This window comes from Actinoallomurus vinaceus, from assembly GCF_039542055.1.
GTDB classification, from domain to species: domain Bacteria; phylum Actinomycetota; class Actinomycetes; order Streptosporangiales; family Streptosporangiaceae; genus Actinoallomurus; species Actinoallomurus vinaceus.
The window spans coordinates 550,899-573,814 of sequence record NZ_BAABHK010000001.1 but is presented as its reverse complement, the minus strand read 5'-3'; the positions used below and the strand labels follow the sequence as shown (position 1 = coordinate 573,814).

23 protein-coding genes and 1 pseudogene are annotated in these 22,916 nt (G+C 72.6%); 17 read left to right on the top strand and 7 right to left on the bottom strand.

Annotated elements, in window-relative coordinates:
- The first annotated feature begins 66 nt into the window (after positions 1–66).
- The 6 genes from ABEA24_RS02400 (at position 67) to ABEA24_RS02375 (ending at position 4,248) form a co-directional block, all read left to right on the top strand.
- A complete protein-coding gene (locus ABEA24_RS02400) occupies positions 67–231 on the top strand; it encodes a hypothetical protein (protein ID WP_345428870.1) in 165 nt (54 codons plus the stop codon).
- Between the two features lie 8 nt (positions 232–239).
- A complete protein-coding gene (locus ABEA24_RS02395) occupies positions 240–557 on the top strand; it encodes a YciI family protein (protein ID WP_345428868.1) in 318 nt (105 codons plus the stop codon).
- Positions 554–1,807, top strand: a complete 1,254-nt coding sequence (locus tag ABEA24_RS02390) for an RNA polymerase sigma factor (RefSeq protein ID WP_345428866.1) — start codon at positions 554–556, stop codon at positions 1,805–1,807. The genes ABEA24_RS02395 and ABEA24_RS02390 overlap by 4 nt, the downstream gene beginning before the upstream one ends.
- A 41-nt stretch (positions 1,808–1,848) precedes the next feature.
- Entirely contained in the window at positions 1,849–2,439 is a 591-nt protein-coding gene (locus ABEA24_RS02385) for an RNA polymerase sigma factor (RefSeq protein ID WP_425551127.1), read from the top strand.
- Entirely contained in the window at positions 2,436–3,305 is an 870-nt protein-coding gene (locus ABEA24_RS02380; RefSeq protein WP_345428862.1) for a hypothetical protein, read from the top strand. The genes ABEA24_RS02385 and ABEA24_RS02380 overlap by 4 nt, the downstream gene beginning before the upstream one ends.
- Before the next feature lie 109 nt (positions 3,306–3,414).
- A complete protein-coding gene (locus ABEA24_RS02375; protein WP_345428860.1) occupies positions 3,415–4,248 on the top strand; it encodes an alpha/beta fold hydrolase in 834 nt (277 codons plus the stop codon).
- A 106-nt stretch (positions 4,249–4,354) separates the two neighbouring features.
- Here the strand turns inward: ABEA24_RS02375 and ABEA24_RS02370 are convergent, their stop codons facing one another.
- A complete protein-coding gene (locus ABEA24_RS02370; protein WP_345428858.1) occupies positions 4,355–5,263 on the bottom strand; it encodes a hypothetical protein in 909 nt (302 codons plus the stop codon).
- 148 nt (positions 5,264–5,411) lie between these two features.
- On the opposite strand from ABEA24_RS02370, the gene ABEA24_RS02365 reads away from it, so the two are divergent.
- Positions 5,412–6,071, top strand: coding sequence for a TetR/AcrR family transcriptional regulator (locus ABEA24_RS02365; RefSeq protein WP_345428856.1), 660 nt, complete (start codon positions 5,412–5,414; stop codon positions 6,069–6,071).
- Between the two features lie 28 nt (positions 6,072–6,099).
- On the opposite strand, the gene ABEA24_RS02360 is transcribed toward ABEA24_RS02365, so the two are convergent.
- The 3 genes and pseudogenes from ABEA24_RS02360 to ABEA24_RS02350 form a co-directional block, all read right to left on the bottom strand.
- Positions 6,100–6,387: a YiaA/YiaB family inner membrane protein gene (locus tag ABEA24_RS02360; RefSeq protein ID WP_345428854.1), complete on the bottom strand. Its 288-nt coding sequence runs from the start codon at positions 6,385–6,387 to the stop codon at positions 6,100–6,102.
- Between the two features lie 172 nt (positions 6,388–6,559).
- Positions 6,560–6,931 (bottom strand): annotated as a pseudogene (locus ABEA24_RS02355) (cytidine/deoxycytidylate deaminase family protein); the annotation flags it as partial.
- Positions 6,932–7,669, bottom strand: a complete 738-nt coding sequence (locus ABEA24_RS02350; protein ID WP_345428852.1) for a RibD family protein — start codon at positions 7,667–7,669, stop codon at positions 6,932–6,934.
- A 246-nt stretch (positions 7,670–7,915) separates the two neighbouring features.
- Between ABEA24_RS02350 and ABEA24_RS02345 the strand changes: the two genes are divergently transcribed.
- Together ABEA24_RS02345 and ABEA24_RS02340 are read left to right on the top strand one after the other, a co-directional pair.
- Positions 7,916–8,452 (top strand): RNA polymerase sigma factor, encoded by a 537-nt coding sequence (locus ABEA24_RS02345; protein WP_345428850.1) that lies wholly within the window; start codon positions 7,916–7,918, stop codon positions 8,450–8,452.
- Positions 8,449–9,630: a CU044_5270 family protein gene (locus tag ABEA24_RS02340; protein ID WP_345428848.1), complete on the top strand. Its 1,182-nt coding sequence runs from the start codon at positions 8,449–8,451 to the stop codon at positions 9,628–9,630. The genes ABEA24_RS02345 and ABEA24_RS02340 overlap by 4 nt, the downstream gene beginning before the upstream one ends.
- Positions 9,631–9,770: 140 nt before the next feature.
- Here ABEA24_RS02340 and ABEA24_RS02335 read toward each other — a convergent pair whose 3' ends face one another.
- Positions 9,771–10,505, bottom strand: a complete 735-nt coding sequence (locus ABEA24_RS02335; protein WP_345428846.1) for an alpha/beta fold hydrolase — start codon at positions 10,503–10,505, stop codon at positions 9,771–9,773.
- 62 nt (positions 10,506–10,567) lie between these two features.
- Here ABEA24_RS02335 and ABEA24_RS02330 point away from each other — a divergent pair, with 62 nt between their 5' ends.
- From ABEA24_RS02330 to ABEA24_RS02295, 8 genes are all read left to right on the top strand, one after another.
- Positions 10,568–11,659 (top strand): helix-turn-helix transcriptional regulator, encoded by a 1,092-nt coding sequence (locus ABEA24_RS02330; protein WP_345428844.1) that lies wholly within the window; start codon positions 10,568–10,570, stop codon positions 11,657–11,659.
- An 84-nt stretch (positions 11,660–11,743) separates the two neighbouring features.
- Entirely contained in the window at positions 11,744–12,169 is a 426-nt protein-coding gene (locus ABEA24_RS02325) for a YchJ family protein (RefSeq protein ID WP_345428842.1), read from the top strand.
- Between the two features lie 76 nt (positions 12,170–12,245).
- Positions 12,246–13,178 carry an ABC transporter ATP-binding protein gene (locus ABEA24_RS02320; protein WP_345428838.1) on the top strand — a complete coding sequence of 311 codons (933 nt, stop codon included), beginning with the start codon at positions 12,246–12,248 and terminating at the stop codon, positions 13,176–13,178.
- Positions 13,175–13,984, top strand: a complete 810-nt coding sequence (locus tag ABEA24_RS02315; RefSeq protein ID WP_345428836.1) for an ABC transporter ATP-binding protein — start codon at positions 13,175–13,177, stop codon at positions 13,982–13,984. The genes ABEA24_RS02320 and ABEA24_RS02315 overlap by 4 nt, the downstream gene beginning before the upstream one ends.
- 16 nt (positions 13,985–14,000) lie before the next feature.
- Positions 14,001–17,225, top strand: coding sequence for a permease (locus ABEA24_RS02310; RefSeq protein WP_345428834.1), 3,225 nt, complete (start codon positions 14,001–14,003; stop codon positions 17,223–17,225).
- Positions 17,222–20,098, top strand: coding sequence for an FtsX-like permease family protein (locus ABEA24_RS02305; protein WP_345428832.1), 2,877 nt, complete (start codon positions 17,222–17,224; stop codon positions 20,096–20,098). Before ABEA24_RS02310 ends, ABEA24_RS02305 begins: the two co-directional genes overlap by 4 nt.
- 84 nt (positions 20,099–20,182) lie before the next feature.
- Entirely contained in the window at positions 20,183–20,593 is a 411-nt protein-coding gene (locus tag ABEA24_RS02300) for a VOC family protein (protein ID WP_345428830.1), read from the top strand.
- Between the two features lie 27 nt (positions 20,594–20,620).
- Positions 20,621–21,094, top strand: coding sequence for a nitroreductase family deazaflavin-dependent oxidoreductase (locus tag ABEA24_RS02295; protein WP_345428828.1), 474 nt, complete (start codon positions 20,621–20,623; stop codon positions 21,092–21,094).
- A 146-nt stretch (positions 21,095–21,240) separates the two neighbouring features.
- On the opposite strand, the gene ABEA24_RS02290 is transcribed toward ABEA24_RS02295, so the two are convergent.
- Both ABEA24_RS02290 and ABEA24_RS02285 read right to left on the bottom strand, forming a co-directional pair.
- Positions 21,241–21,690, bottom strand: coding sequence for an RDD family protein (locus tag ABEA24_RS02290; RefSeq protein WP_345428826.1), 450 nt, complete (start codon positions 21,688–21,690; stop codon positions 21,241–21,243).
- Between the two features lie 130 nt (positions 21,691–21,820).
- A complete protein-coding gene (locus ABEA24_RS02285; protein WP_345428824.1) occupies positions 21,821–22,801 on the bottom strand; it encodes a hypothetical protein in 981 nt (326 codons plus the stop codon).
- Positions 22,802–22,916 lie beyond the last annotated feature (115 nt).

Sequence of the window (22,916 nt, the reverse complement as noted above, 5' to 3'; positions counted from 1 at the left end):
TTCGTCGTGGTGGCGTCGGACGAATCCGGAAGCGCCCCGCCCGGGGCGCGGGACAGGAGGACCGCCATGGCCGATCCGCTCAGCGTGCTCGTCATGCAGGCGTTCGCCGCCCGATCTGTGCGGTGCGCCCTGCCGGACGCGCCCGTCGCCTCAATGAGGCGGCGCGGCAGGATCTCCATCATCGGGGTGCTCGTCCGGCGCAGGACCACACCGACCGACCGGGAGGCATGATGCGGTACATGATGTTGATCTGCGGTGACGAGAACGTCGAGGTGAGCCCGGAGGACGCCGACCCCACGGCGTGGGTCACGGAGATGGAGCGCCGCGGCGTCCGCCTGCAGGGATCGCGGCTGCGACCGGTGAGCGACGCCACGACCGTTCGGGCCCACGGCGATGAGGTGCTGCTGTCCGACGGGCCGTTCGCCGAGACGAAGGAGCAGGTGGGCGGCTTCGACATCATCGAGTGCGCGGACCTCGACGAGGCCATAGAGATCGCGTCCAAGCATCCGGTCGCCAAATTCGGCTCGATCGAGCTCAGGCCGCTGTGGGAGGAGTGACACCCGAGGTCGAGGCGGCGATCGCCGCCGCATTCCGTGAGGAGCGGGCGAGCGTCATCGCCACCCTGATCCGGGCGACCGGTGACTGGGACCTCGCCGAGGAATGCACGCAGGAGGCCTTCGCGCTCGCGCTGGAACGCTGGCCGCGCGACGGCCTCCCGCGTCGTCCCGGCGCCTGGCTCACCACCGCGGCGCGCAACCGCGCCGTGGACCGGCTCCGCCGGCGATCGACCGAGGCCGCCAAGCTCCGGGAGGTCGCGGCGGCGGTTCAGCCCGGTGATGACGGCGCCGACGAGAGCGGCGTGCGGGACGACCGGCTGCGGCTGATCTTCACCTGCTGCCACCCCGCCTTGGCCCTCGAGGCGAGGGTGGCCCTCACCTTGCGGACGCTGGCCGGTCTGACCACCGCCGAGATCGCCCGGGCGTTCCTGGTCCCCGAGGCGACGATGGCCAAGCGTCTGGTCCGGGCGAAGCAGAAGATCCGGAACGCCGGCATCCCCTACCGCGTGCCGCCGGCCCACCTGCTGCCGGAGCGAACGGGCGGGGTCCTCGCCGTCCTCTACCTGCTGTTCAACGAGGGGTACGCGGCGAGCGCGGGCGCGGACCTCGTGCGGCACGACCTGTGCGCCGAGGCCATCCGGCTCGGCCGCCTCCTCGTACGGCTGATGCCGGACGAACCCGAGGCCCTCGGCCTGCTCGCGCTCATGCTCCTCCACCACGCCCGCCGCGCCGCCCGGGTCGACGACACCGGCGCGCTGGTGACCCTGGAGGACCAGGACCGTACGCGCTGGGATCGCGGCGCGATCGACGAGGCGGCCGCCATCCTGGAGAGTGCCCTGCGGCGGGGCCGGCCCGGGCCGTTCCAGATCCAGGCCGCCATCGCGGCCTGCCACGCCACGGCGGCCGACGCGGCCGGCACCGACTGGGCGCAGATCGCCGCGCTGTACGGGAAGCTGGTACGGATCGTGCCGTCCGTGGTCGTACGCCTGAACCAGGCGGTCGCGGTGGCGATGGCCGACGGCCCGGCGACAGGGCTGGCGATCGTGGAGTCCCTGGAGGCGTCGGGCGACGCGACCGGCTACCGCCTGCTGCCCGCGACTCGCGCCGATCTGCTCCGCCGCCTCGGCCGCCTCGACGAGGCAGCCGGCGCCTACCGCGACGCGCTCGCCCTGGCGGCGACCGAGGCGGAGCGGCGCTACCTGACCCGCCGCCTCACCGAGACGGAGGGGCCCGGGAGCCGCCGGGTGTGACATCGTCGGCGGCAGGTGAAAGAACTCCGGCGGGGTCGGACATGTGGGGGTGCCGACCGACACCGTCCGAGGAGGACGAGCCCCCATTGGACAAAGACGAGTTCGCCGCCGTCTACGAGCGGAACTACCGATCCCTGCTCGGCTACGCCCTGCGGCGCTGTCATTCCCCCGACGACGCCGCCGACGTGGTGGCCGAGACGTTCGCCACCGCGTGGCGCCGGGCGGACGACCTGCCGCCCGGTGACGAGGCCCGCCTCTGGCTGTACGGGGTGGCGCGCCGGGTGCTCGCCAACCATCGCCGCGGCGAGCGAAGACACGCGATCAAGACGGCGATGCTCCGCGACGAACTGGCCACGGAGCCGACCGCGTCATCCGAGGCGCCGGACGGCACGCCCGTCGCCCAGGTGTTCCGGGACCTGCCGGACCGCGACCGGGAGCTGCTCGCCCTGGTCGCCTGGGAGGGCCTGGGCAACGCCGAGATCGCCAAGGTCCTCGGCTGCTCGCGCAACGCCGTGAGCATCCGCCTGCACCGCGCCCGGAAGCGCTTCGCCCACGCCCTGCGAGCCGCTGGCGTCGACCAGACGCAGGCCGTCCACGCCGCCAACCCCACGTTTCAAGGGAGCCGACCGTGACCACCTCGAGGATCGATGAGCTGGTGACCGGACTGGCCGGCGTCCGCGACGACGAGGTCCCCGGACCGTCCACGCCGGGCGCTCAGGCCCTGCTGACCGCCGTCACGGCGGAGAGCCGGACCACCACCCGCACGCGCCGTCGCCACGGACGGCTCGCGATCGGCGTGGTGGCGGCCACCGCGGCGGCCGCCGTCGCCGTCGTCGCGCTGGGCTCCCGCGGCCCCACGCCGCTGCGCAGCTACGCCAACGCGGCCATGGACATCCAGCGCACGCACGACACCTACCGGGTGCACATCAAGAACATCTACGCGGACCAGCGCGAGTTCCATGAGGCGTTCGCGAAGCTCGGCCTGAACGTGACGCTGTCGATCGTGCCGGTCAGCTCGCGATCCGACCGCCAGATCATCGGCTTCCAGTCGACCGCCGACCAGATCGGAACCGTGCTGGACTGCCCGTCCGGGAAGCGCACCGCGTGTCCGCTGACCGTCGAACTACGCGGCGCAGGGGCGCACGACGGCGAGACGAAGATCCTGATCGGCCGGGCCGCCCGCCCCGGCGAGGTCTACCACGACCAGCACTCCGGCGCGGGCGACAACCCGGCGAGCCTGCACCTGACCGGGCGTACCGTGAACGACGCCCTGGCCCGGCTGCGCGAGCGGAAGATGACGGCCGTCTACCTCATCGGGGAGTTCAAGAAGGACGGCTCGGGAAACGACTACGTCCCGCCGCCCGGCTGGCGCCCCGACGGCGGCCGTCGCGTTACGGGTGCCTGGATGCGCAGCTCCGACTCGGTCACCCTCCTCGTCCCCCCGGCCGCGAACGACCCGGCCCCTGATCCACAGCGGAGCGAATTCCCCGGCTGGTAATCGAGCCTGGCGGGTGGCGGACGAGACCGCGCTCGCCAGGGCCACCGTGTCACCGCGGCCGGGGACACCGAATTGCCGCCGTCACCATCCCTGTGGTCGCCTTGAGCCCATGCAGACCTTCTCTTCGTACGACGGGACGCTCCTGGCCTTTCACCTCGCGGGCCGGGGCGAGCCGCTCGTATGCGTTCCGGGAGGTCCGGGCCGGCCGTCGGGATACCTGGGCGACCTCGGCGGCCTCGCGGCGACCCGGCGGTTGATCCTCCTGGACAACCGTGGGACCGGTGACTCGGCGGCGCCCGAGGACCCGGGCACGTACGGGGCCGACAGGCTCGTCGCCGACGTCGAGGCGCTCCGGGAGCACCTCGGGCTCGAGACGATGGACCTGCTCGGCCATTCCGCGGGCGCCGATCCGGCCGTCCTCTACACGGCACGCCATCCGCACCGGATCCGCCGGCTCGTCCTCGTGACACCGAGCCCGCGCGCCCTCGGCCCCGAACCGACTGACGAGGAATGGTTCGCCGCGGTCGAACGCCGCTCCGCGGAGCCGTGGTACGCGACCGCCCGCGCGGCACTCGACGCCTGGGACGCCGGCGACGAGCGGGACGAGACCCGCCGGGCCACCCGCCCCTTCTACTACAGCCCCTGGAACGACGTCGCCGAGGCGCACGACCGGTCCTTCCCGCCCGTACGGGCCGCCGCCCAGGGGTTCTACGGCGAGGCCACGCTCGACCCGGACGCCACCCGTACGGCCATCAAGGACCTGCCGGCGCCCGTCCTGATCATCTCCGGGAAGGACGACCTGGCCCCCACCGCCGACCAGGCCGCCGCGTACGCCGCGCTCTTCCCCGACGCGCGAACCGCCTCCGTGCCCGGAGCCCACTTCCCCTGGGTCACCGCCCCGAAGGAGTTCGCCGAGACGGTGGAGGGATTTCTCAGCGCCTGACTCAGCTGGGTGAGGCCGATCGATGGTCACGGCCGAGCGATCGCATCCTGGCGCCAGGCCGGCGAGGAGTGCCTGCGCGGCAGCGCCGACGCGGGGCGAGGAGCCGTCACGGCGCAGCCGGTAGGGGCGCGGCCGAAGAGGCGGGCTGTTCCTCGGCCGGCAGTGCCAGCCAGCGGGCCACTGCGGAGGCAAGCCCGTTGCGGCGAATCATTGTGGACCACAGCAACGGGACGGCGACGATCGCTCCCAACGCCCAGCCCGGCGCGATGCTGCCGGTTACCGCGGTGAACAGATGGATGAGGAGGCTGGTGGCGATGGCGGCGCCGAGCGCGCCGACGAAGATGGTTCCGAGGGTGATGGCGAGCGCGGTACGGCCGCCCGGGCCTCGTACGCCCGCCGCCCGCAGTCCCTGCCGGTGGTACCGGTGCATCATCGCGAGCATCAGCGGGACCAATACGACGCCCATCCCGTAAAGCGTCAGGGCGACGCTCGAGGTGGCCCACTGGGCCACGTTCGAGAGCGCGGACCTGGCCGCCCAGTCCCGGTAGTCGGCCTTGTCCACGGAGAAGAACCGCTTGTAGCCGTTGCCGTCCCAGCCGTGGACAAGGATGAAGAACATGCTGAAGTAACCGGCCACCGCCTGCAGCACCGCCCAGCGGATCCGGCCGGCGGTGATCAGCTTCCGCGTGAGGAGGTATCCGGCCACGCCCTGGGTGGTGTTGGTCATCGCGAACGCCGCGACCAGCCAGGCGGGCATCGAGTGGCTCCCCACCTGCATGGTCTCCCAGTTCGGAAAGCCCCACAGCAGCCAGGCGCCGCTCGGCGCGAACAACGCGGCGCAGTACAGCATCGCCCCGGTGAGAAAGGGGTCGGTCACCACGCCGCCCGGCTCCCCGGACTCGGGCAGCGGCCGCCGCTCAGCGCCGGTCTCGGCCCGCGCTCTGAGCTGATGGGCTGCCGCGAGCGCGAAGCTCGCGCCGATCCCGTAGGACCAGAAGACATCGACCTGGACCATCGTCTCGCTCGCCTCCCGGCGGTCGCGGAATGATGTGTCATTCTGCTCCTGTGCCGCGCGAGCGACAAGCCCTATTGGATGGCGAGTTCAACTGATCGGGGCCGTATCCTGCTGATCAGTGGATACCGGTCGTCTCGAGGGGAGAGCCATGCCGGACGGCGATCTGACCGAGCGGCGCCGGCAGGAGATCACCGCCGCCGCGTTCAAGGTGTTCGCCGAACGCGGCTACCACGCGACCGGCATCGCCGACATCGCCCGCGAACTCGGCTTCGGGCACGGCACCTTCTACCGCTACTTCGCCAACAAACGCGACATCGTCACCCACGTCATCGAGGTCGCGATCCAGCGCATCGTCGCAGCCGTCGGCGCCGAAAGCCCGGACCTCGCCGACACCGCCGAGGAGTACCACGCGCAGCTTCAGCGGATCGGGCGAGGACTGTACGACCTGTTCATCGATGACCCGCAGCTCGCCCGCATCTTCTTCTTCGAGTCCGGCGGCGTCGACCAGGAACTCACCGAACGCATGCTGGAGACGACGGAGCTGTTCGGCTCACTGACCGAACCGTACCTGCGTAACGGCGTGGAGAAGGGCTTCCTCCGCGCTGACCTGGACGTCCCGGTCACCGCGCGCGCCATCAACGGCATGATCATCGCCGGCGCGCTGGCGGCCTTCCGCGCCGACGACTCCGCCGCCGCCCGCGACCGGTGGGTGAAGTCCGCCGCCGACCTCATCATCAACGGCACCAGAACCCGCGCCGCAACCGAGGAAGGTCAACTCCCGCCTCGTTCGACAGCCGCAACCGCTTAGGGCTGGTGTCGTCGATATATCCGTCGGTTCAGGCTTCGACCTTGAAAGGATCATGTTCGGCCAGCAGCTTGTCCAGCCGTGCCTGGTCCACCCGTCCGACGATCGTGGCCGTCTCCTGATGGTCCCGCACGCACTTGGCCAGCGTGAACGTAGAGGTCACCGCGTACAGCAGCGCGAGCCCGAGGAACGCCCTGATCCAGCCGCCGACCGGCAGATAGGCGATGCCGATCCCGCAGGCCGCCAATGACACCCCGAACGAGACGGCCGCCTGAACGAAGAACGCGGCCGTGGTGCTTGATTTGACCGTTGTGCTCATGCCCACATCGTCGGCTCGGCCGAGCCTGCCGGCATGAGCAGTAGTACTCAAGTCCTTCTAACGATCGAGCGTTGGCGTCCGGGTCGAGGATGTGGGCGTTCATCGCCGCTGCCGCGTCGGCGAGCTCGGGCACCTCGACGACGGTGATCCCGGCGGCCCGCAAGGCTCTGATCCCGTGGGCGTCGGCGACGAAGACCGGTGGTTCGCGCCACGCGATGACCACGCGTCCGATCCCGGAGGCGATGATCAGCTCGGCGCACGTACGGGGCCTGGACCTGCGCCGAGTGCAGGGTTCGAGGGAACTGTAGAGCGTGGCACCGCGCAGGCGCTCGTCGTCGGGCGCGACCTTGCTCAGGGCGGACTCTTCGGCGTGCAAGTGCGGTCGCTCCCGCGAGAAACCCTGGGAGATCTCGCTTCCCCGCCCATCGACGATCACGCATCCGACCGAGAACGCGGTGTCACTGGGTGGGCACTGCTTGGCCAGGTCGACGGCGCAGGAGAGCCATCCGTAGTCTTCCGAGCGGCTAGATGGTACGAGGCGCAACTACGTGACCTTCTCCTTGGGGAGGTAGCGCAGAAATGCTATGTCCCCGATCGTGCGGGCCTCCGCGAGCCTCATCCGGTTCCCCGGCCCGTGGGGGAAGTCGCCGGGATTGACGAACCGCGGGGCGGCGGGGTCGCCGAGGAAGAACGGCGCGATGGCGAGGTGGACCTCATCGGCCAGGCCGGCGGTGAGGAACTGCGTGTGCACCGCCCCGCCGCCTTCGACCATGAGCCGTTCGACGCCCCGCCGGCCGAGGTCGTCGAGCATGACCCCGAAATCGAAGTCGGCGCCGAGACCCGCGACGTCGGCAAGGTCTCCCAGCCGTTCCCGCAGTCTGGGAACGGCCTGGTCCGGGCAGTAGATGAGCTTGTCGCCGCCGTGATGCCAGAACCTCAGATCCCGGTCGAGGTCACCGCTGCGCGTAATGGTGATCTTCAACGGGTACGGCGGCAGGCCGCGTGCCTCGCGCTCGTCGCGCCGCTCGGCCGAGTTCACCAGCAGCCTGGGGTTGTCCCGCCGCAGGGTGGTGGCGCCGATGAGGATGGCGTCGGACTCGGCGCGTACCTGGTCGACGCGGTCGAGGTCGGCCTCGTTCGACAGCACCAGGCGTTCGGGAGCGGCGTCGTCGATGTAACCGTCGATGGACGCGGCCACGCTGAGCAGCACGTACGGTCGCGTGATCACGTGGTCGGTGTCCAGTTCTTCTCCCGCGGTCGGGGCGGCCGCGCATCTCTCCACCAGGCAGCCACATGGAGGAGGTAATCAGGGTAGTCCCGCGTCAGCCGCCGAAGTAATGGCCTTCGTCGAGGTCCGCGACGAGGCCGGGCCGTACGGGACGCCGGTCCGTGGACGCCGTCGAGGCAAGTTCGAACTCATCGCCGCCGGGCCGGCGGTGAGCGTCTCCGGCTTCTCGATCATTCGCCGTAACGTTCGTCGCTCCGCGGCCACTTCGTCGTGACAAAGCCCCCAACCCTGGGAGAGCGAGTGGATGACGACAGAGAACGGTTCACCGCGCTGTACGACGCGTACCGCATGCGGGTGTGGGCGTACGCCGCCAGCCGTGTCGGCGGGCAGGCCGCCGACGAGGTCGTGAGCGAGACGTTCATGGTGGCGTGGCGGCGCTTCGGAGAGATGCCGTCCGCGTCGCTGCCGTGGCTGCTGGGCGTCGCCCGCAACATGATCCGTGACTCCGTACGGGCGCAGACGCGGCGCGACTCTCTCGCCGCCGAACTGCGGAGGTGGACGACAGAAGCGGAGTCCGACGTCGCCGACGGCGTCGTCGACCGCATCGCGATGCTGCGCGCCCTCGCCGCGCTTTCCGACCGTGACCGCGAGGTGCTCACCCTCGTCGCGTGGCAGGGCCTGAGCCCTCGAGAGGCCGCACGCGTCCTCGGGTGCAACACGGCCACGCTGCGCGTACGGCTGCACCGGGCGCGCAAGCGGCTGACCGAGGCGATGAGCCGGCACACGCAGGAGGCGTCACAGCACCGCGCCCCGACGATCGAAGTGGAGTTCTCGTGAAGGACATCATGCAGGAACTGGCCGAGGCCCGGCCGGGCCACCTCAGCGGGGCCGGACGGGTCGGTGAAGAGGTCCGCCGGAGCGAACTGGGCCGGGCGTTCAGTCAGCCACGCGAGGCCGTACGGCGGCGGGGGCACGCTCGGCGGCTGGTCCCGGCGGTCGCCGCGGGTGCGGTCGCGGTGACGGCGGCCGTCCTGGTCGCCGGAACGGGCGGGGGCACCCCGACTCCCAGAAGGTCCACGACCGCCGCGCCGTTCAGGGGCGACTCGGTGCTGCTGGCCGCCGCGGACGTGGCGGCGAAGCAGCCGATGGGCGAGTATTGGTACACGAATCAGCTCAGTGGGCTGTCGTTCGTGGTCAAGGGCGGGTACGCCATCACCTGCGCGCATATGGAGACCTTCGAGTGGACGGCGGTCAAGGCCGGCGGTGGTCACCTGTTCTACGGGCGCGACCTCCCCGCACGTCCGCTCGCCGCGGAGGACGAGGCCGCGTGGCGCAAGGCGGGGTCGCCGAGCATCTCCCAGGTGTGGAACACCGACCACTACACCCCCTGCGCGACGAAGGCGGGGAGCTGGAAGCCGGATATCAACCACGACAAGGGCGGAAGTTTCTTCGTGCCCGGCACCGCCGTCGAGTTGACGGCGGCCGAGGCGCAGCACCTGCCGACGGATCCCGCCAAGCTCACGAAGATGTTCCTGGTGAGGGACGTCAACCCCGCCAGAGCGAAAATGGATCCCGTGGGGTCGAAGTGGCTCAACGATCCCGCGCATGTCGTCCGGAACGCCAGTTATGCGTTCGCCAACGCGCCGTTGCCCCCCAAGGTCCGTGCCGCACTGATGCGGGCGCTGGCCGCCCAGCCCGGCGTGCGCAACCTCGGCACGATGACCGACCCGCTCGGGCGGCGTGCCATCGCGTTCGGCGCGGACTGGACGGACGGCCGGCCGGATCGGGGCCGCGGTGGAAAGGTGGTCTGGACGAAGTTCGGCTACACGTATCGGGAGGTCCTGCTGTTCGACCGCAAGACCGGGGAGTACCTCGGTGACGAGGCCGTGCTCGTCAAGCCGGGAGGCCGGTACCGTACCCGCAAGCCGGGCTTCGTGCTCCATTACGAGCTGCTGCGAGGCTCGGGCTGGACGAACAAGAAGCCGTCCCCGCCGTCGAAGCTCCCCTTCCACTGACCATCACTCGGTGCCGCCTCGGCGAACGAGGCCGGCGATGGACCAGAACGACGGTGGGCGCCTCTCCGAGGGGGAGACGCCCACGTCGCTTGCGCTCATTTAGAGGTGCACAGCGCGCCGTCCACCACGGCGAGCCGCCGTCAGGCCGCCTCGTGCAGGATCGCCGCCAGCTCACTGGGCCGGTCGAACATCGGCCAGTGCCAGCCGAACAGGTCCCGGTGCTCCCAGCCTCCGTCCGCCATGTGCCGGAAGGCGGGGACGGCGGCGGCCTGCGCCCGGATCTGCTCCGCTGTGAAACTGCAGAGCACGTGCAGCCGCGGCAGCTTCTCCCAGGCCTCGGTCAGCCGGACCGGCGTGGTGGCGGTGGCCCACGGCTGCGGTACCGACAGCCGCGCCAGCCGCTCGAGCGTGCCGCCGGGCAGCTCGGGCGCCCCGGCGGCGAGCTGCGACCACGGCGGTGGCGGCAGCTGCCAGCCGTGCCCCTCCGTGCGTACCAGCTCGGCGTTGCGCTCCTGATCCTCCGGCGAGGCGAACTCCGCGTGGGACATCCCGTCCGGCAGCGGACCGCTGTCGATGAACACCAGCCGGGCGATCCGTTCCGGTATCCGGTCCGCGACGCTCGGGACCACCACCGCGCCGGCATAGCTGTGGCCGACCAGCACCACGTCGTGCAGGTCCTCGTAACGGATCAGGTTGAGCACGTCGGTGACGTGCGTCTCCAGGTCGATGTCGGGCCGGGCCAGATGGGCCCGCTCCCCCATCCCGGTCAGGCTGAGCGGGTGGACGTCGTGCCCGCGGCCGCGCAGCTCGGCCGTCACCGGGTGCCAGGCCCAGGCGCCGAGCCAGAAGCCGGGGAGAAGTACGTAAGTCGTCATGAGCGCGACGCTAGGCCGGATACCGGACAGGATCCGCCCGGTATTCGAGGGAGAATTTCGGCATGACCCGACCGACCGCCCGCGTACTCGCCCTGCTGGAGATCCTCCAGGCCGGCGGCACCCGTACCGTCGCCGAACTGGCCGGCCGGCTCGGCGTGGACGAGCGCACCGTACGGCGCTATGTCGACCATCTGATCGACCTGGAGGTCCCGGTCCGGTCGGTGCGCGGCCGGTACGGCGGCTACCGGCTCGCCCCCGGGTACCGGATGCCCCCGCTGATGCTCACCGACGAGGAGGCGCTGGCCGTGCTGCTCGGCCTGGTCGCGGGCCGGCGGGCCGGACTGGTGACCACGTCCGTCGCGGCGATGGAGAGCGCCGCCGCCAAGGTACGCCGGGTGCTGCCCGAGGCGCTCGGCCGCCGCCTGGAGGCGCTGCTGGCGACCACCGAGTTCACCGCCCCGGCCCGGCGCGTGACCACCCCTGAGACGGGCGTGCTGCTGATGCTCGCGGAGGCCGCACGGCACCGCCGGCCGGTCGCCGTCGGCTACAGCGCCTGGAGCGGGCGGCGCAGCGAGCGCACCGTGCACCCGTACGGGATCGTCCTCCACTCCGGGCGCTGGTACGTGACCGGGGCGGACTCGGCCAGCGGCGAGGTGCGCACGTTCCGGCTGGACCGGATCGAGACCGCGGCGGTGCTGCCGGGGTCGTTCGAGGTGCCGGAGGGCTTCGACCCGACCGCCCGGGTGCTGTCGGGGCTCGCCGAGGTGCCCTACCTGCATGAGGTGTCGGTACGGGTCCGGGGCACCGCCGAGCAGATCCGATCCCGGCTCCCGGCCGGTATCGCCACCGTGCAGGAACTCCCGGCCGACCCTGCGCGGGAGCCCGCCGCGAAGGCGGACCATGATTCGCCGGAGCCCTCCGAGCCGCGGGCCGTTTCCGAGGAGGGCGGCGAGTGGGTACGGGTCAGGCTGCGGGCCGAGCGGCTGGACTGGGTCGCCGCCGCGCTCGCCTGGCTGGAACGCCCGTTCGTGATCGAGTCTCCGGACGCCCTGCGCGACCACGTGCACGCCCTGGCCCGCCGCCTCGCCACCTGCGCCGACGCCGTCACGGGTGCCGACGGGGCGACAGCAGCGCCCGCCCCGCCTCCGCCATGAACGCGTCCGCGGTCCGCCGGCTCCCGATCGGGAGACTCGCGACGCGGGGCCGGCCGGAACCGCCCGTCGCGACACAATGAGAGCATGACCCAGTCCGACCCGGGGACACGCTGCCATTGCGGGCTGCCCGCACCGTACGACGACTGTTGCGGGCGTTTTCACCGCGGAGACGCGAAGGCGCCGACCGCGGAGCGGCTCATGCGCTCGCGGTACAGCGCCTTCTGCGTCAATGACGAGGCCTATCTCCTGCGTACGTGGCACCCGTCGACGCGGCCACCGCACATCGACTTCGACGAGTCCCTCCGATGGCAGCGCCTCGAAGTCCTCAAAACCGACGGCGGAAGCTACCTCGACACCGACGGAACCGTGCACTTCCGCGCGCACTACATCGTGCGGAACCGCCCCGGGCACATGGAGGAACACAGCCGCTTCGTCCTCCAGGACGGCGCCTGGCTGTACGTCGGCCCCCTCGCCTCCCTGCCACCGATCGCGCCCGCCCGGGGGCGGTGAAGCCGGGGGCTGTAATCCCGCGAGACGGCCTATAGAGTCTGCCCAAGATCAGCATGACGCGGGGCCGAGGAGGGGGATGTCCAGCACACCGCTGTCCCTGCCGCAGCCGCCGCAGCGGGCGCCGGAGTTCGGGCGGGACTCGCTGATCGTCTGCGAGAGCCTGGTGCGGATCTACCAGTCCGGGTCGGTCGAGGTGCAGGCGCTGCAGGGGCTGGACCTGGTCGTGGACAGCGGCGAGATGGTCGCCGTCGTCGGGGCGTCCGGGTCGGGCAAGTCGACGTTGCTGTCCATCCTCGCCGGGATCGACGCCCCCACCGCCGGACGGGCGCGCGTCGACCGCTGGAACCTGCTGGCGATGTCCCGTGCCGACCGCGTGCACTACCGGCGGCACACCGTCGGATTCGTCCGGCAGCAGACCGCCGGCAACCTCGTGCCCTACCTGACCGCGCGGCAGATGATCGATCTGCCGATGACGATGGCCCGCACACCGGCCCGTACCCGCCGCGCCCGTACCACCGAGCTGCTGAACGCCCTCGGCATCGCCGAATGCGCCGACCGGCGTCCCGCGCAGCTGTCCGGCGGGCAGCAGATGCGCGTCGCCATCGCGGTGGCCCTCGCCAACGAGCCCCGCGTCCTGCTGGCCGACGAGCCGACCGGCGAGCTGGACACCGCCACCTCCGCGGAGGTCTTCGGGACGTTGCGGAACGTCAACCAGCAGCTCGGCGTCACCATCGTTGTCGTGACCCACGACCCCGAGGTCAGCGGCCAGGTCGAGCGGACCGTGGCGATCCGCGACGGGCGCACCAGCAGCGAGGTGCTGCGCCGTACCGCCACCAACGCCGACGGCGGCACGCATGTGATCGCCGAGGAGTACGCCGTGATGGACCGTGCCGGAAGGGTCCAGGTGCCGCGCGACTACCGTGAAGCACTGGCGCTGACCAGGCGGGTCCGGCTGGCGCTGGAGGCCGACCACGTCGCGATCCGCCCCGACCTCGACGGGCACGCGTGAACGCCGGTCCGGGCAGGCCGCTGGTCACCGTGCGCGGCGTCCATCGGAGCTTCGGGACCGGGCCGACCGCCGTCCACGCCTTGCGGGACGTGTCGTTCGACGTCACCGCCGGCACCATGGTCGTCCTCGTGGGCCGATCCGGGTCCGGCAAGACCACCCTGCTCAACGTCATCGGCGGCCTGGACCGCCCGGACGCCGGCACCGTCCTCGTCGAGGGTACCGACGTCACCGCCCTCGACGAGGACGGCCTGTCCCGCCTGCGGCGCGAGAAGGTCGCTTACGTGTTCCAGACGTTCGGGCTGATCCCGGTGCTGTCGGCCGCGGAGAACGTCGGCGCTCCGTTGCGGCTGGCCCGTGTCCCCTCGGCGGAACGTGAGCGCCGGGTCGAGCTGTTGCTGGAGCTCGTGGGCCTGGCCGACCACGCCGAGCAGCGTCCGGGTGAGCTGTCCGGCGGCCAGCAGCAGCGGGTGGCCATCGCCCGGGCCTTGGCCGCGTCGCCTCGGCTGCTGATCGCCGACGAGCCGACCGGGCAGCTGGACGCCGAGACGGGCCTGTCGGTGATGGCGCTGCTGCGCGGAGTCGTGGAGTCCGAGGGCGTCACGGCGCTGGTGTCCACGCACGACCCCGTGATGATCGCGCTGGCGGACCGGGTGATCCGCATCAACGACGGGCGGCTCGAGGAGGAGCCCAACGGGCAACTCAGAGGCCAGCCCAACGGGCAGCTCGAGGGACTGCCCGACGGGCAGCTCGCAGAGGAGCCCGACGGACGGATCGAGGGACAGGCCGACGGGCGGGAAGCCTCGTGATCCTTCGGAGCGGCCCGTGCTGAGGCTGCTCGTTCGCCGTGCCGGCGCGCAGTGGCCACTGCTGGCAGCCCTCCTGGCGGTCGTCACGGTCGGCTCCACCCTGCTGGGCGCTTACGCCCTTCTCGTCACCCGTACCGCCGACCAGGCGCTGGAGGCCGCCGCGTCCCGCGCCGCCCCCGACGACGTGGACACCACCGCGTACGCCGTGACCGTCCGCGGCCCGGACGCGCGATCCGTCGCCGGCGACACCCGTGGCGTGCTGGCCTCGGCGTTCGCTCCGTTCGCCGCGACGACGGCCGCGCGTGCGTCCTCCGTGATGCGGTCGCTGCCGCTGAGGCGTGCCGGGAGAGACGGCGTCCAGGCCGAGACCTACCTGTCGGGAGTGGAGGATCTGGCGGCCCGCGCCCAGTTGACCGCCGGACGCTGGCCGCGGGCCACGGCCGACGCCGCGCACCCCGCCGCGCCGCTGGAGGCCGTCGTCCTCGAACCCACCGCGCGGCTGCTCGGCCTCACCCTCGGCGGCCGCGTCCACCTCGGCGCGGAGCTGGCCGGCGACCCCGGCCCGGCGGTCGACGTGACCGTCGTCGGCGTCGTACGCCCGCGGCCGGGCACCGGCTGGGACCGCGACACCCTCGCCGCCGCCGGCTACGACCTCGCCTATCACGACGGCCATTCCATCGGACCGGTCCACGCGTACGGGCCGTTCATCGTCGACCTCGCCGACCTGCTCGCCGGCGGCTCCACCATCGACCGGCTGGAGATCACCGCCCATCCTGACCTGTCCAACCCCACCCGCCGCGACCTCGACACCGTCGCCGACGCCACGCTCGGCGCCGATCGCCGCCTGGCGCGTACCCTCGGCGACCGGGTGAAGGCCGAACGCGTCACCTCCCGGCTGCCGTCCACCCTGGAGGCCGCCCGCGACCAGCAGCAGGTCACCGCCGCCACCGTGCTCGCCGTCGCGGTCCTCGCCGGTGTCCTGACCGCGGCCGCCCTCGCCCTCGCCGGCCGGCTCACCGCCGGCGCGCGCGCCGACGAGACCGCCCTGCTGTCCGATCTGGGCGCCGGCCGCGGCCAGTCCGCCGCCGCCGCGACCGTCGAGGCCGGCGCACTCGCCGTCCTCGCCGCCGCGCTCGCGATGCCCGCGTCGTCCGCCCTGCATGCGGGCCTGACCCACCTGCCGCCGCTGGCGGGTGCCGGGCTCGCCACCCGGCCGAGCGTGACCGGCGCCCAGGTACTCGCCGTCGCCGGCGGCGCGCTGGCGCTCGCGGCGGTGCTCGTCGTCTTCGCCGTACGGCCCGCCGCCGCGGTCAGTGAGCGTCGCCACCGGCGCGAGCTGCTGGCCCGCTCCGGAGCCGATCTGCTGCTCGTGGCGTTCGCCGCCGTCGCCTGGTGGCAGCTGCGCGCTCAGCCCACCGGTGCCGGCTCCCGCGCCGACACCGTCCGCGTGCTCGCTCCCGCGCTGCTCCTCGCCGCGGGCGCCGCGCTGGCGCTTCGCCTGGCGGTGCCCGCGCTGCGCGGCGCCGACCGGCTGGCGCGCCGCGCCCGCGGACTGGTGTTCCCGCTGGCGGCGTTCGAAGCCGCCCGCCGGCCGCAGGCGGTCGCCGCGGGCCTGCTGATCGGCCTGGCCTGCGCGGCCGGCACGTTCGGGATCGCCTTCGACGCCACGTGGCAGCGATCGCAGCACGACCAGGCCGACCTGTCCGTCGGCACCGACCTCGCTCTCACCCTCACCGCCCCGCCGGTCACCGGGCAGGGCGCGGCCGTCCGCGCGGCCACCGGGGGAACGGTGAGCCCGGCCACCGACCGTGGCATCGTGGTCGGGCAGTGGCTCGGCAGCGCCGGCGACGTGCCCCGGTTGGTCGCCGTCGACACCACCCGCGCCGGGGCCCTGCTGCGCGGCCGGCTGAACGGCGGCCGCAGCTGGAGGAACGTGGCCGCCGCCCTCGCGCCGGCGGCCCGCGCCACCGGCGTCGCGGTCCCGGCCGGCGCCGCGCTCACCCTGACCGGGACGGCGGTCGGCGCGACCCCGCTCACCGTGACCCCCCGGTTGCTGCTGCAGGACGCCACGAGTCTGCGGACCACCTGCACCGGCCCGCCCATCCGGCTCGACGGCAGGGCGCACCCGCTGCCGGCCTGCGCGACGGCCGGCGGGCTGCGGCTGGTCGCGGTGTCCCTCCCGTTCGCGGCCGACGAGACCACACCGGGCGCCGCCTCCCCCGATGCCCCCGCCGGGGACAGCCGCGTCTCCGTCACGCTCGCGGTGCCCGGGGCCCCCGCCTCCGCCGGTACGGCACCCGCGCCGCCCTGGACCGCCACCTCCGCCCCGCCCTCCCCCGGGCAACTCGCCGATCCGGCCGTCGCCCTGACCAGCACCCCTGCGGGCACCAAGCTGAGGATGACGACGACCGTCTCACTCAAGGGCCCCCCGAACGCCGCCCGAGACCTCGTCGCCACCGCCTTCCCCGCCCCTGGGCCGGTACCCGTCGCCGTCTCCGCCCGCTTCGCCGACGAGGTCGGGGCCAAGCGCGGCTCCCGGCTCAGCCTCACCGTCGGCACCACGCCCGTCCCGGCCAGCGTCACCGAGGTGCTGCCCACCATCCCGGCCGCCCCCGGCGCCGCCGCCGTCCTCGCCGACCTGGACGCCCTCTCCCGCGCCCTCGTCGTGGGCGGCACCCTGGACTTCCCGGTGGACGCCTGGTGGGTCGGCCACCCCACCCAAGCCGACGCCGCCGTACGCGCCACGGCCCTGCACCTCGGCACCGTCACCACTCGCGCCGCCGAGACCGCCCGGCTCACCAGCGCCCCGCTGCGCGCCGGACTCCCGGCCGCGCTCCGGCTGCTCGTCCCCGCCGCCGCCCTGCTGCTACTCGCCGGTGTCATCCTGCATGTGACGTACGACCTGCAGGTCCGCGCCCACGAGGCGGCGCGGCTGGCGGGCCTGGGGATGTCCCGGCGCGAGATCCGTACCGTACTGCTCGGCCAGCACGTCGGCATCCTGCTACCCCTGCTCACGGCAGGCGCGGCCGTCGGCGCGCTCGCCGCCCGCATCGTCGCGCCCCTGCTCGTACGATCCGACACCGGCGCCGCGCCCGTCCCGGCCGCCCTGCCCAGCTGGCCGTGGGCGACCGAGACCGCCCTGTTCGCCCTGCTGCTCGCCGGATGCACGCTCGCGGTGACCGCCGTCGTCACCGTACGGGCCCGCCGCGTCGACGCCGCGCACCTGCGGGTGACATCGTGAGCGGCCGAACCACCCCACGGCCGTCCGGTCGCCGACGCCTACCCGCCCTACGACCGCCAGCCGTACGGCCGCCTGGTCGCCTGTGGCCGGCCGCCCTGCGGTCGCCTGGTCGCTGGCGACCACCCATCCTGCGGCCGCCCACCCTGCACTGGCCCAGCATCCGCGGCCGCGCCCTCGCCGACGCCGGGCCCCTGCTCCTGGCCGCCGCCGTCGTCGCGATCGTCACCGTGCTCGCCGGCGCCGTGCCGCCGCTGCTGCGCGCCACCGCCGACGACGCCGTTCAGGACGCGGTCCGCCGCGCCGGGCACGACGCCGACGTCCTGGTTCACGCCCGCTGGGAGCCCGACGACGGGCCCAGCGGCGATCGCGTCCGCTCGCCCCACCTCGCCGAGGACGTCGACGACTTCCGCGACCGGGCCAAGGACGCGCTCGGCCCCCACCTGCGCGCCGCGCTGCGTCCGCCCGTCGCCACCGTCACCAGCTCCACCCTCAGCATCACCGACGGCAGCGTGCTGCGCACCTTCCAGCTCACCTACCTCGCAACCGATCATGGCTCCGGGCCACACGTGACCTGGATCGCGGGCGGCCCGCCCCGGGGCGCTGCCGCCGCGGTGGGCGGCAACGCCGAGATCCCCTACCAGGCGCCGCCCTGGCCGGTGCAGGTCGGCCTGTCGGAAGCGGACGCCGCCGCTCTCCACGTACGTCCCGGCGCGCGCATCCCGGTCGAGGACGACCAGAAGCGCGTTAAGAACGTCCAGGTCAGCGGCGTCTTCCGGGCGACGGACAGCGCCGATCCGGCCTGGCGGCTCGCCCCCTGGCTGCTGCATCCCGTCTCCGGCGAGGACGGCGTGGGCACCACCCGGCTCGCCGGTCTGCTGTCACGCGACTCGCTGCCCGACGCCCGCCTCGCCCTCGACCAGGACCAACTGCAGCGCACCGTCTGGTTCACGCCCGACCCACGCGTGCTCACCTGGGATTCCGCCCAGGCGATCGCCGGGAGGGCGGTCGCTCTCAAGGCGGCCTCCGGCTCCTCCGGCGTTCTCGACGACTCCCTGCAGTGGGAGACGCAGCTCGACGCCGTGCTGCGGGATGTTCGCGCCCAGGTCAGCGCCGCATCCGCGCAGGCGTCCGTCCTGCTCATCGGCGTCCTGGCCGCCGCGGTCCTGGTGCTGCTGCTCGCCGCCGACCTGCTGGTGCGCCGCCGTACCCTGGCTCTCGCCGCCGCCCGGCAACGGGGGGCGGCCCTGCCCGACCTCGGCGCCGAACTGCTGCTCGAATCCGCCGTGGTGGCGCTGTCCGCCGCCGCGGCCGGGCTCGCGCTCGCCCGTACGGTCGCCCCGGGCGCCTCCTGGGGGTGGGTGGTCCCGGTGGTCCTTGCCGCTGCCGCCGCCGGCCCGGCGTACGGCACGCTCGCCGCCGCCCGTGCCACCCGCGATCGCCGTGTCCCCGCCAACCGGAGCGCGCGGCGCTGGGCCCGCCGCACCGACCAACTGCGCCATGCCACCCTCGAGGCCGCGATCCTGATCGCCGCGGTCGCCGCCCTGGTCGCGCTGCACCAACGCGGGATCCTCCCGGCCGCCCCCTCCGGCGATGCGGCGGGAACCGGGCCGGACGGTGGCGTGGCGCTGCCCACGAGCGCGCCCGCCCTCGGCGTTCTCGCCGGCGCGCTCGTCCTGCGGCGGCTGCTGCCCGCCGGGACGCGCCTCGCCCTGAAGCGGGCACTGCGCTCACGCCGCCCACTGGCCGTGTTCGGCGCCGCGCGGGCGGCCGCGACGTCCGCGCGCGTGCTGCCGCTGCTGGTCCTGGTGACCTCCGCGGCGCTCGCGTCGTACACGCTCACCCTCGACGCCACCGCCGGCCGGGGCCTGGCCGACGGCGCATGGCGTACCGCCGGCGCCGATGCCCGCCTCGACGTCGCGCCCGCCGCCGCGGCCTCCACGCCCGCGCTCGCCCGGCGCATCGCCGCCGCGCCGGGAGTCCGGCAGGCCGTCGCCGGCCAGGTGACCGAAAGAGCGCGCATCGTCGCCGACTCGGTGATCGTCGCACCGCGCCTGGTGGTCGTGGACGCCGCCGCGTTCCAGCGGCTGCCGGCCTCCACCCCGCGGCCGCACGCGCCCGCGCTCACGGCAACCGGTCACGGCGACGTCCCCGCGCTGGTGCGCTCGAGCAACGGCGGCCTGCGGCGCGGCATGCGCCTGCAACTGCTCCGGGACGGTGCCCCGGCCATCCGGCTCACCGCCGTCGGCACGGCACCCGCCGTCGGCGACGCCGACGACGTCGTCCTCGTGGACGCCGCGACCCTCGCCGCCGCCGGTATGCCCACCGTCCCGAACACGGTGTGGGCGACCGGCCCCGGAGCGGCACGGGCGGTCACCGCGAGCGCCGTCGCCGCGAACGCCGTGCTGCGCACTGACGTGCTCCGCGCACGCCGTACGGCGCCGCTGACCTCGGGACTGCTGCGGTTGGCGTGGGCCTCAACCGCGACCCTCCTGGCCCTGGGGCTGCTCGCGCTCGGCCTCGGCGCGGCCGCGAGCGCGCCGGAACGGTGGCAGACCCTGACCCGGCTGCGGACCCTCGGCCTGCGGCCACGGGACGCCCGCTGGGTCGCCGCGGGAGAGTTGCTGCCGCCGGTGCTCGTCGCCGCCGTGGGCGGCCCACTGCTCGGGGCGCTGCTCGCGCGCCTGACGTTCGGCCCGCTCGCTCTGCGGACGCTCACCGGGCAGGCCGCCGACCCGGCCCTCGTGCTGCCGTGGGGACGGCTCGGTCTGGTCACCGTCGCGTTGCTGGCGGCGGTCGCCGTGGTGGTACCCGTCGAGTCGGCGCTACGGCGCCGCCGCCGGCTGAGCGAGGTGCTGCGCGCGGGCGAGGGATAGCCGCCGACCCCCAGTGGAACAAGTGGCCAGACCGGTCAGGAATCGAGAAGCGCCGGTCATCGGGCCACGCCTAGCGTGAAAGCCATGGACATCACCATTAACGCGAGCTTCCTCCCGCACAACGACCCGGACGCCTCCGTGGCCTTCTTTCGCGACATCCTCGGCTTCGAGATCCGCAAGGACGTCGGACAGGGCACGATGCGCTGGCTCACGGTCGGCCCCAAGGACCAGCCCGGCACGTCCATCGTCCTGTACCCGCCGGCCGCCGACCCGGGCATCACCGACGACGAGCGCCGCACCATCGCCGAGATGATGGCCAAGGGCACGTACGCCCGCATCATCCTGGCCACCAAGGACCTCGACGGCGTCTTCGCGCGGCTGCAGGCCGGCGGCGCCGAGGTCGCCCAGGAGCCGACCGACCAGCCGTACGGGATCCGTGACTGCGCCTTCCGCGACCCCGCGGGCAACCAGATCCGCATCAACGAGCTCCCCTGAGCCGTCCGGCGAGACTGGAGGAAGCCAATGACACAGAACCAGCAGGCGGGCAGTCGCGAAGGGCGCACGCGCGGTACGCCCGGACCGGTGTCACGGTGGATGCAGCACCGAATGAACGCCCGCATGAACCGCAAGATCCGACGTGGCCGCGGCACGTTCATGGGCATGGACGTACTGATCCTGCACACGGTGGGCCGCCGCAGCGGGCAGGCGCGGCAATCGCCGCTCGCGTGGTTCGCCGACGGCGAGGACGCCTGGCTGATCGTCGCGTCGGGCGGGGGGAGCCGGCACCCGGACTGGCACCTCAACCTGATGGCGCACCCCGACCGGGCGTCGATAGAACTGCCCGGCCACGACGCCGTACCGGTGACGCCGCACGTGCTCGACGGCACCGACCGTGAGCAGGCATGGCAGGGCATCACCACCGCCCAGCCCCGCTACGCGAAGTACCAGCAGAAGACCGACCGGGAATACCCGGTCATCCGACTCACCGTGCGGTGACGGCGATCGACCAGGATGCGATCCGCCATCAGCCCGAGTCCTGGTCACTCAGTTGGTCACCCAGTCATGCGAGAGGCCCCGTCCTCGGGTGGGATCGGGGCCTCTGACCTGGGAGCCGCCCGTCGGAATCGGACCGACGACCTATTTCACCGGCGCAGGTGAGGATCTGATGTCCCGTAAGGATCGACCTCGCCCTGGTCTGTCACGATCACCCAGGTATTAGCAACCTTGTCGTGCAGGGTCTGCCCGTCTGGATCCCAAAAACTCCACGCCAAGTCGATGATTCCGCCGATTCCGGCAGTGAGGAACGCAAGAAGAGTTGCGAATCCAGCCCTCCATACCGCCGTCCAGATGCCGATATCAGCGAAGTCCGTGCTCATCACCTTGATACCCATGAAGTACTTGCCAAAGGTTCGACCGCTCCTGACGTGGTGAGTCGCGAAGTAGCCGAAGCAGAAAACGGCGAGCCAAAGAGTCGCCGACACGGTAGGCAGGAGGGCATATCCGACTATGACCGGGCTCAGGACGACCCCATCGATGATTGCCGCCCCGATGCGGCGTCCGCCACTCGCGAGCGTTACTTTGGAACGCGCCATGTCCGACGACTTTACCGATTGCGGACCCCGAGCGTGAGGTGCGGACACCCTGATGGGCAGGTCGTCCAGGTCAGTTGTCAGCGCCCGCGTTAGCAACCGGCCCACGCTTGGGCCTGCTTCGCGACAGGTGTCACCCCCAGGAGTGGCCCATCAGCGCGGCGATCAGCACCCCGGGAACGGCACCCAGGCTGACGACGGCACCGGCCAGGAACAGGGGGACAGTGAAGATCAACGATAGCGGACTCAACAGCGGTGGCCAGAAGGCCCGCAGTTCGGGCCTGTCGCCCTCGATAAGCCACAACCGGCGAGTCGGCAGCGGTTTGAGGGATCCGCTGGGCACGCCACGCCGGTAGATCAGTTCCCGGCCTTCGGAATCGACGTAGACGTAGTGCTGTTCCCAGGGAGCCTCGTCGACCTTGCGCCAGGCTTTCTTGGCGGTATGGCGGTACTCGGCTTCGACGAGTCCCCCCTTGACGGCACCCCGGATGTCGTTCAACACCGCCCATGCGAATATGCCGCCGCCACCAGCCAATCCCAGACCCACGTTCAGAAACAAGATGCTGCACAGCGCCATGATCCAAGTGCCCACGGCGATCACCGCGAGGGTGTACACGACCAAGGCCACGAGGCCTGCCCGCAGCGCCAGTTGCTCCGGCATGTAACGGTCACGCAGCCGGGGCCTTGACCGGCCGTCCGCCGCACCCGTTTGTGTGGGAGTCGGTCGAGGGACGTCCGGACCTACTGGACCGGCGGACGTCGTCACGTTCGCTCGGGGCGTTCGGCTTTTGGCTTTCGGCGTTGGGACGTTCGGCTCCGCCATCCCCGCTTGGGGAAGCGAGGTGCCGACGAGATGGGTGTTGAGGCGATTCAGCGCGGCCATGCCGGCATCGAGTTCGCGTCTGGCCAGCGCCACGTCACGGCCGGCCTCCCGCTTGGCGGCCTCATAGGCGTCCAGGGCTCGCGCATACTCCACGGCCATCTCGTGAGTAGAGCCCGGACGATCGACGGCGAACGGGTGCACCGCAAGCATTTCGCCGAACACGGTCAGCTGGGCGTCGAACCGAGCGGCTTGCTCCCGCGCCTTACGCCGCCGCTCCCCGAGCGGAATCACCCGGCCATCATGCTCCCTCGAATCATTTGCGACCAGTGGATATCGCCAGACATGCCCGCCCGTGGTCCGCGTTCGGGGACGCCGTCCTCGTCGACCGCTGAGCCGTTCGCCTTCC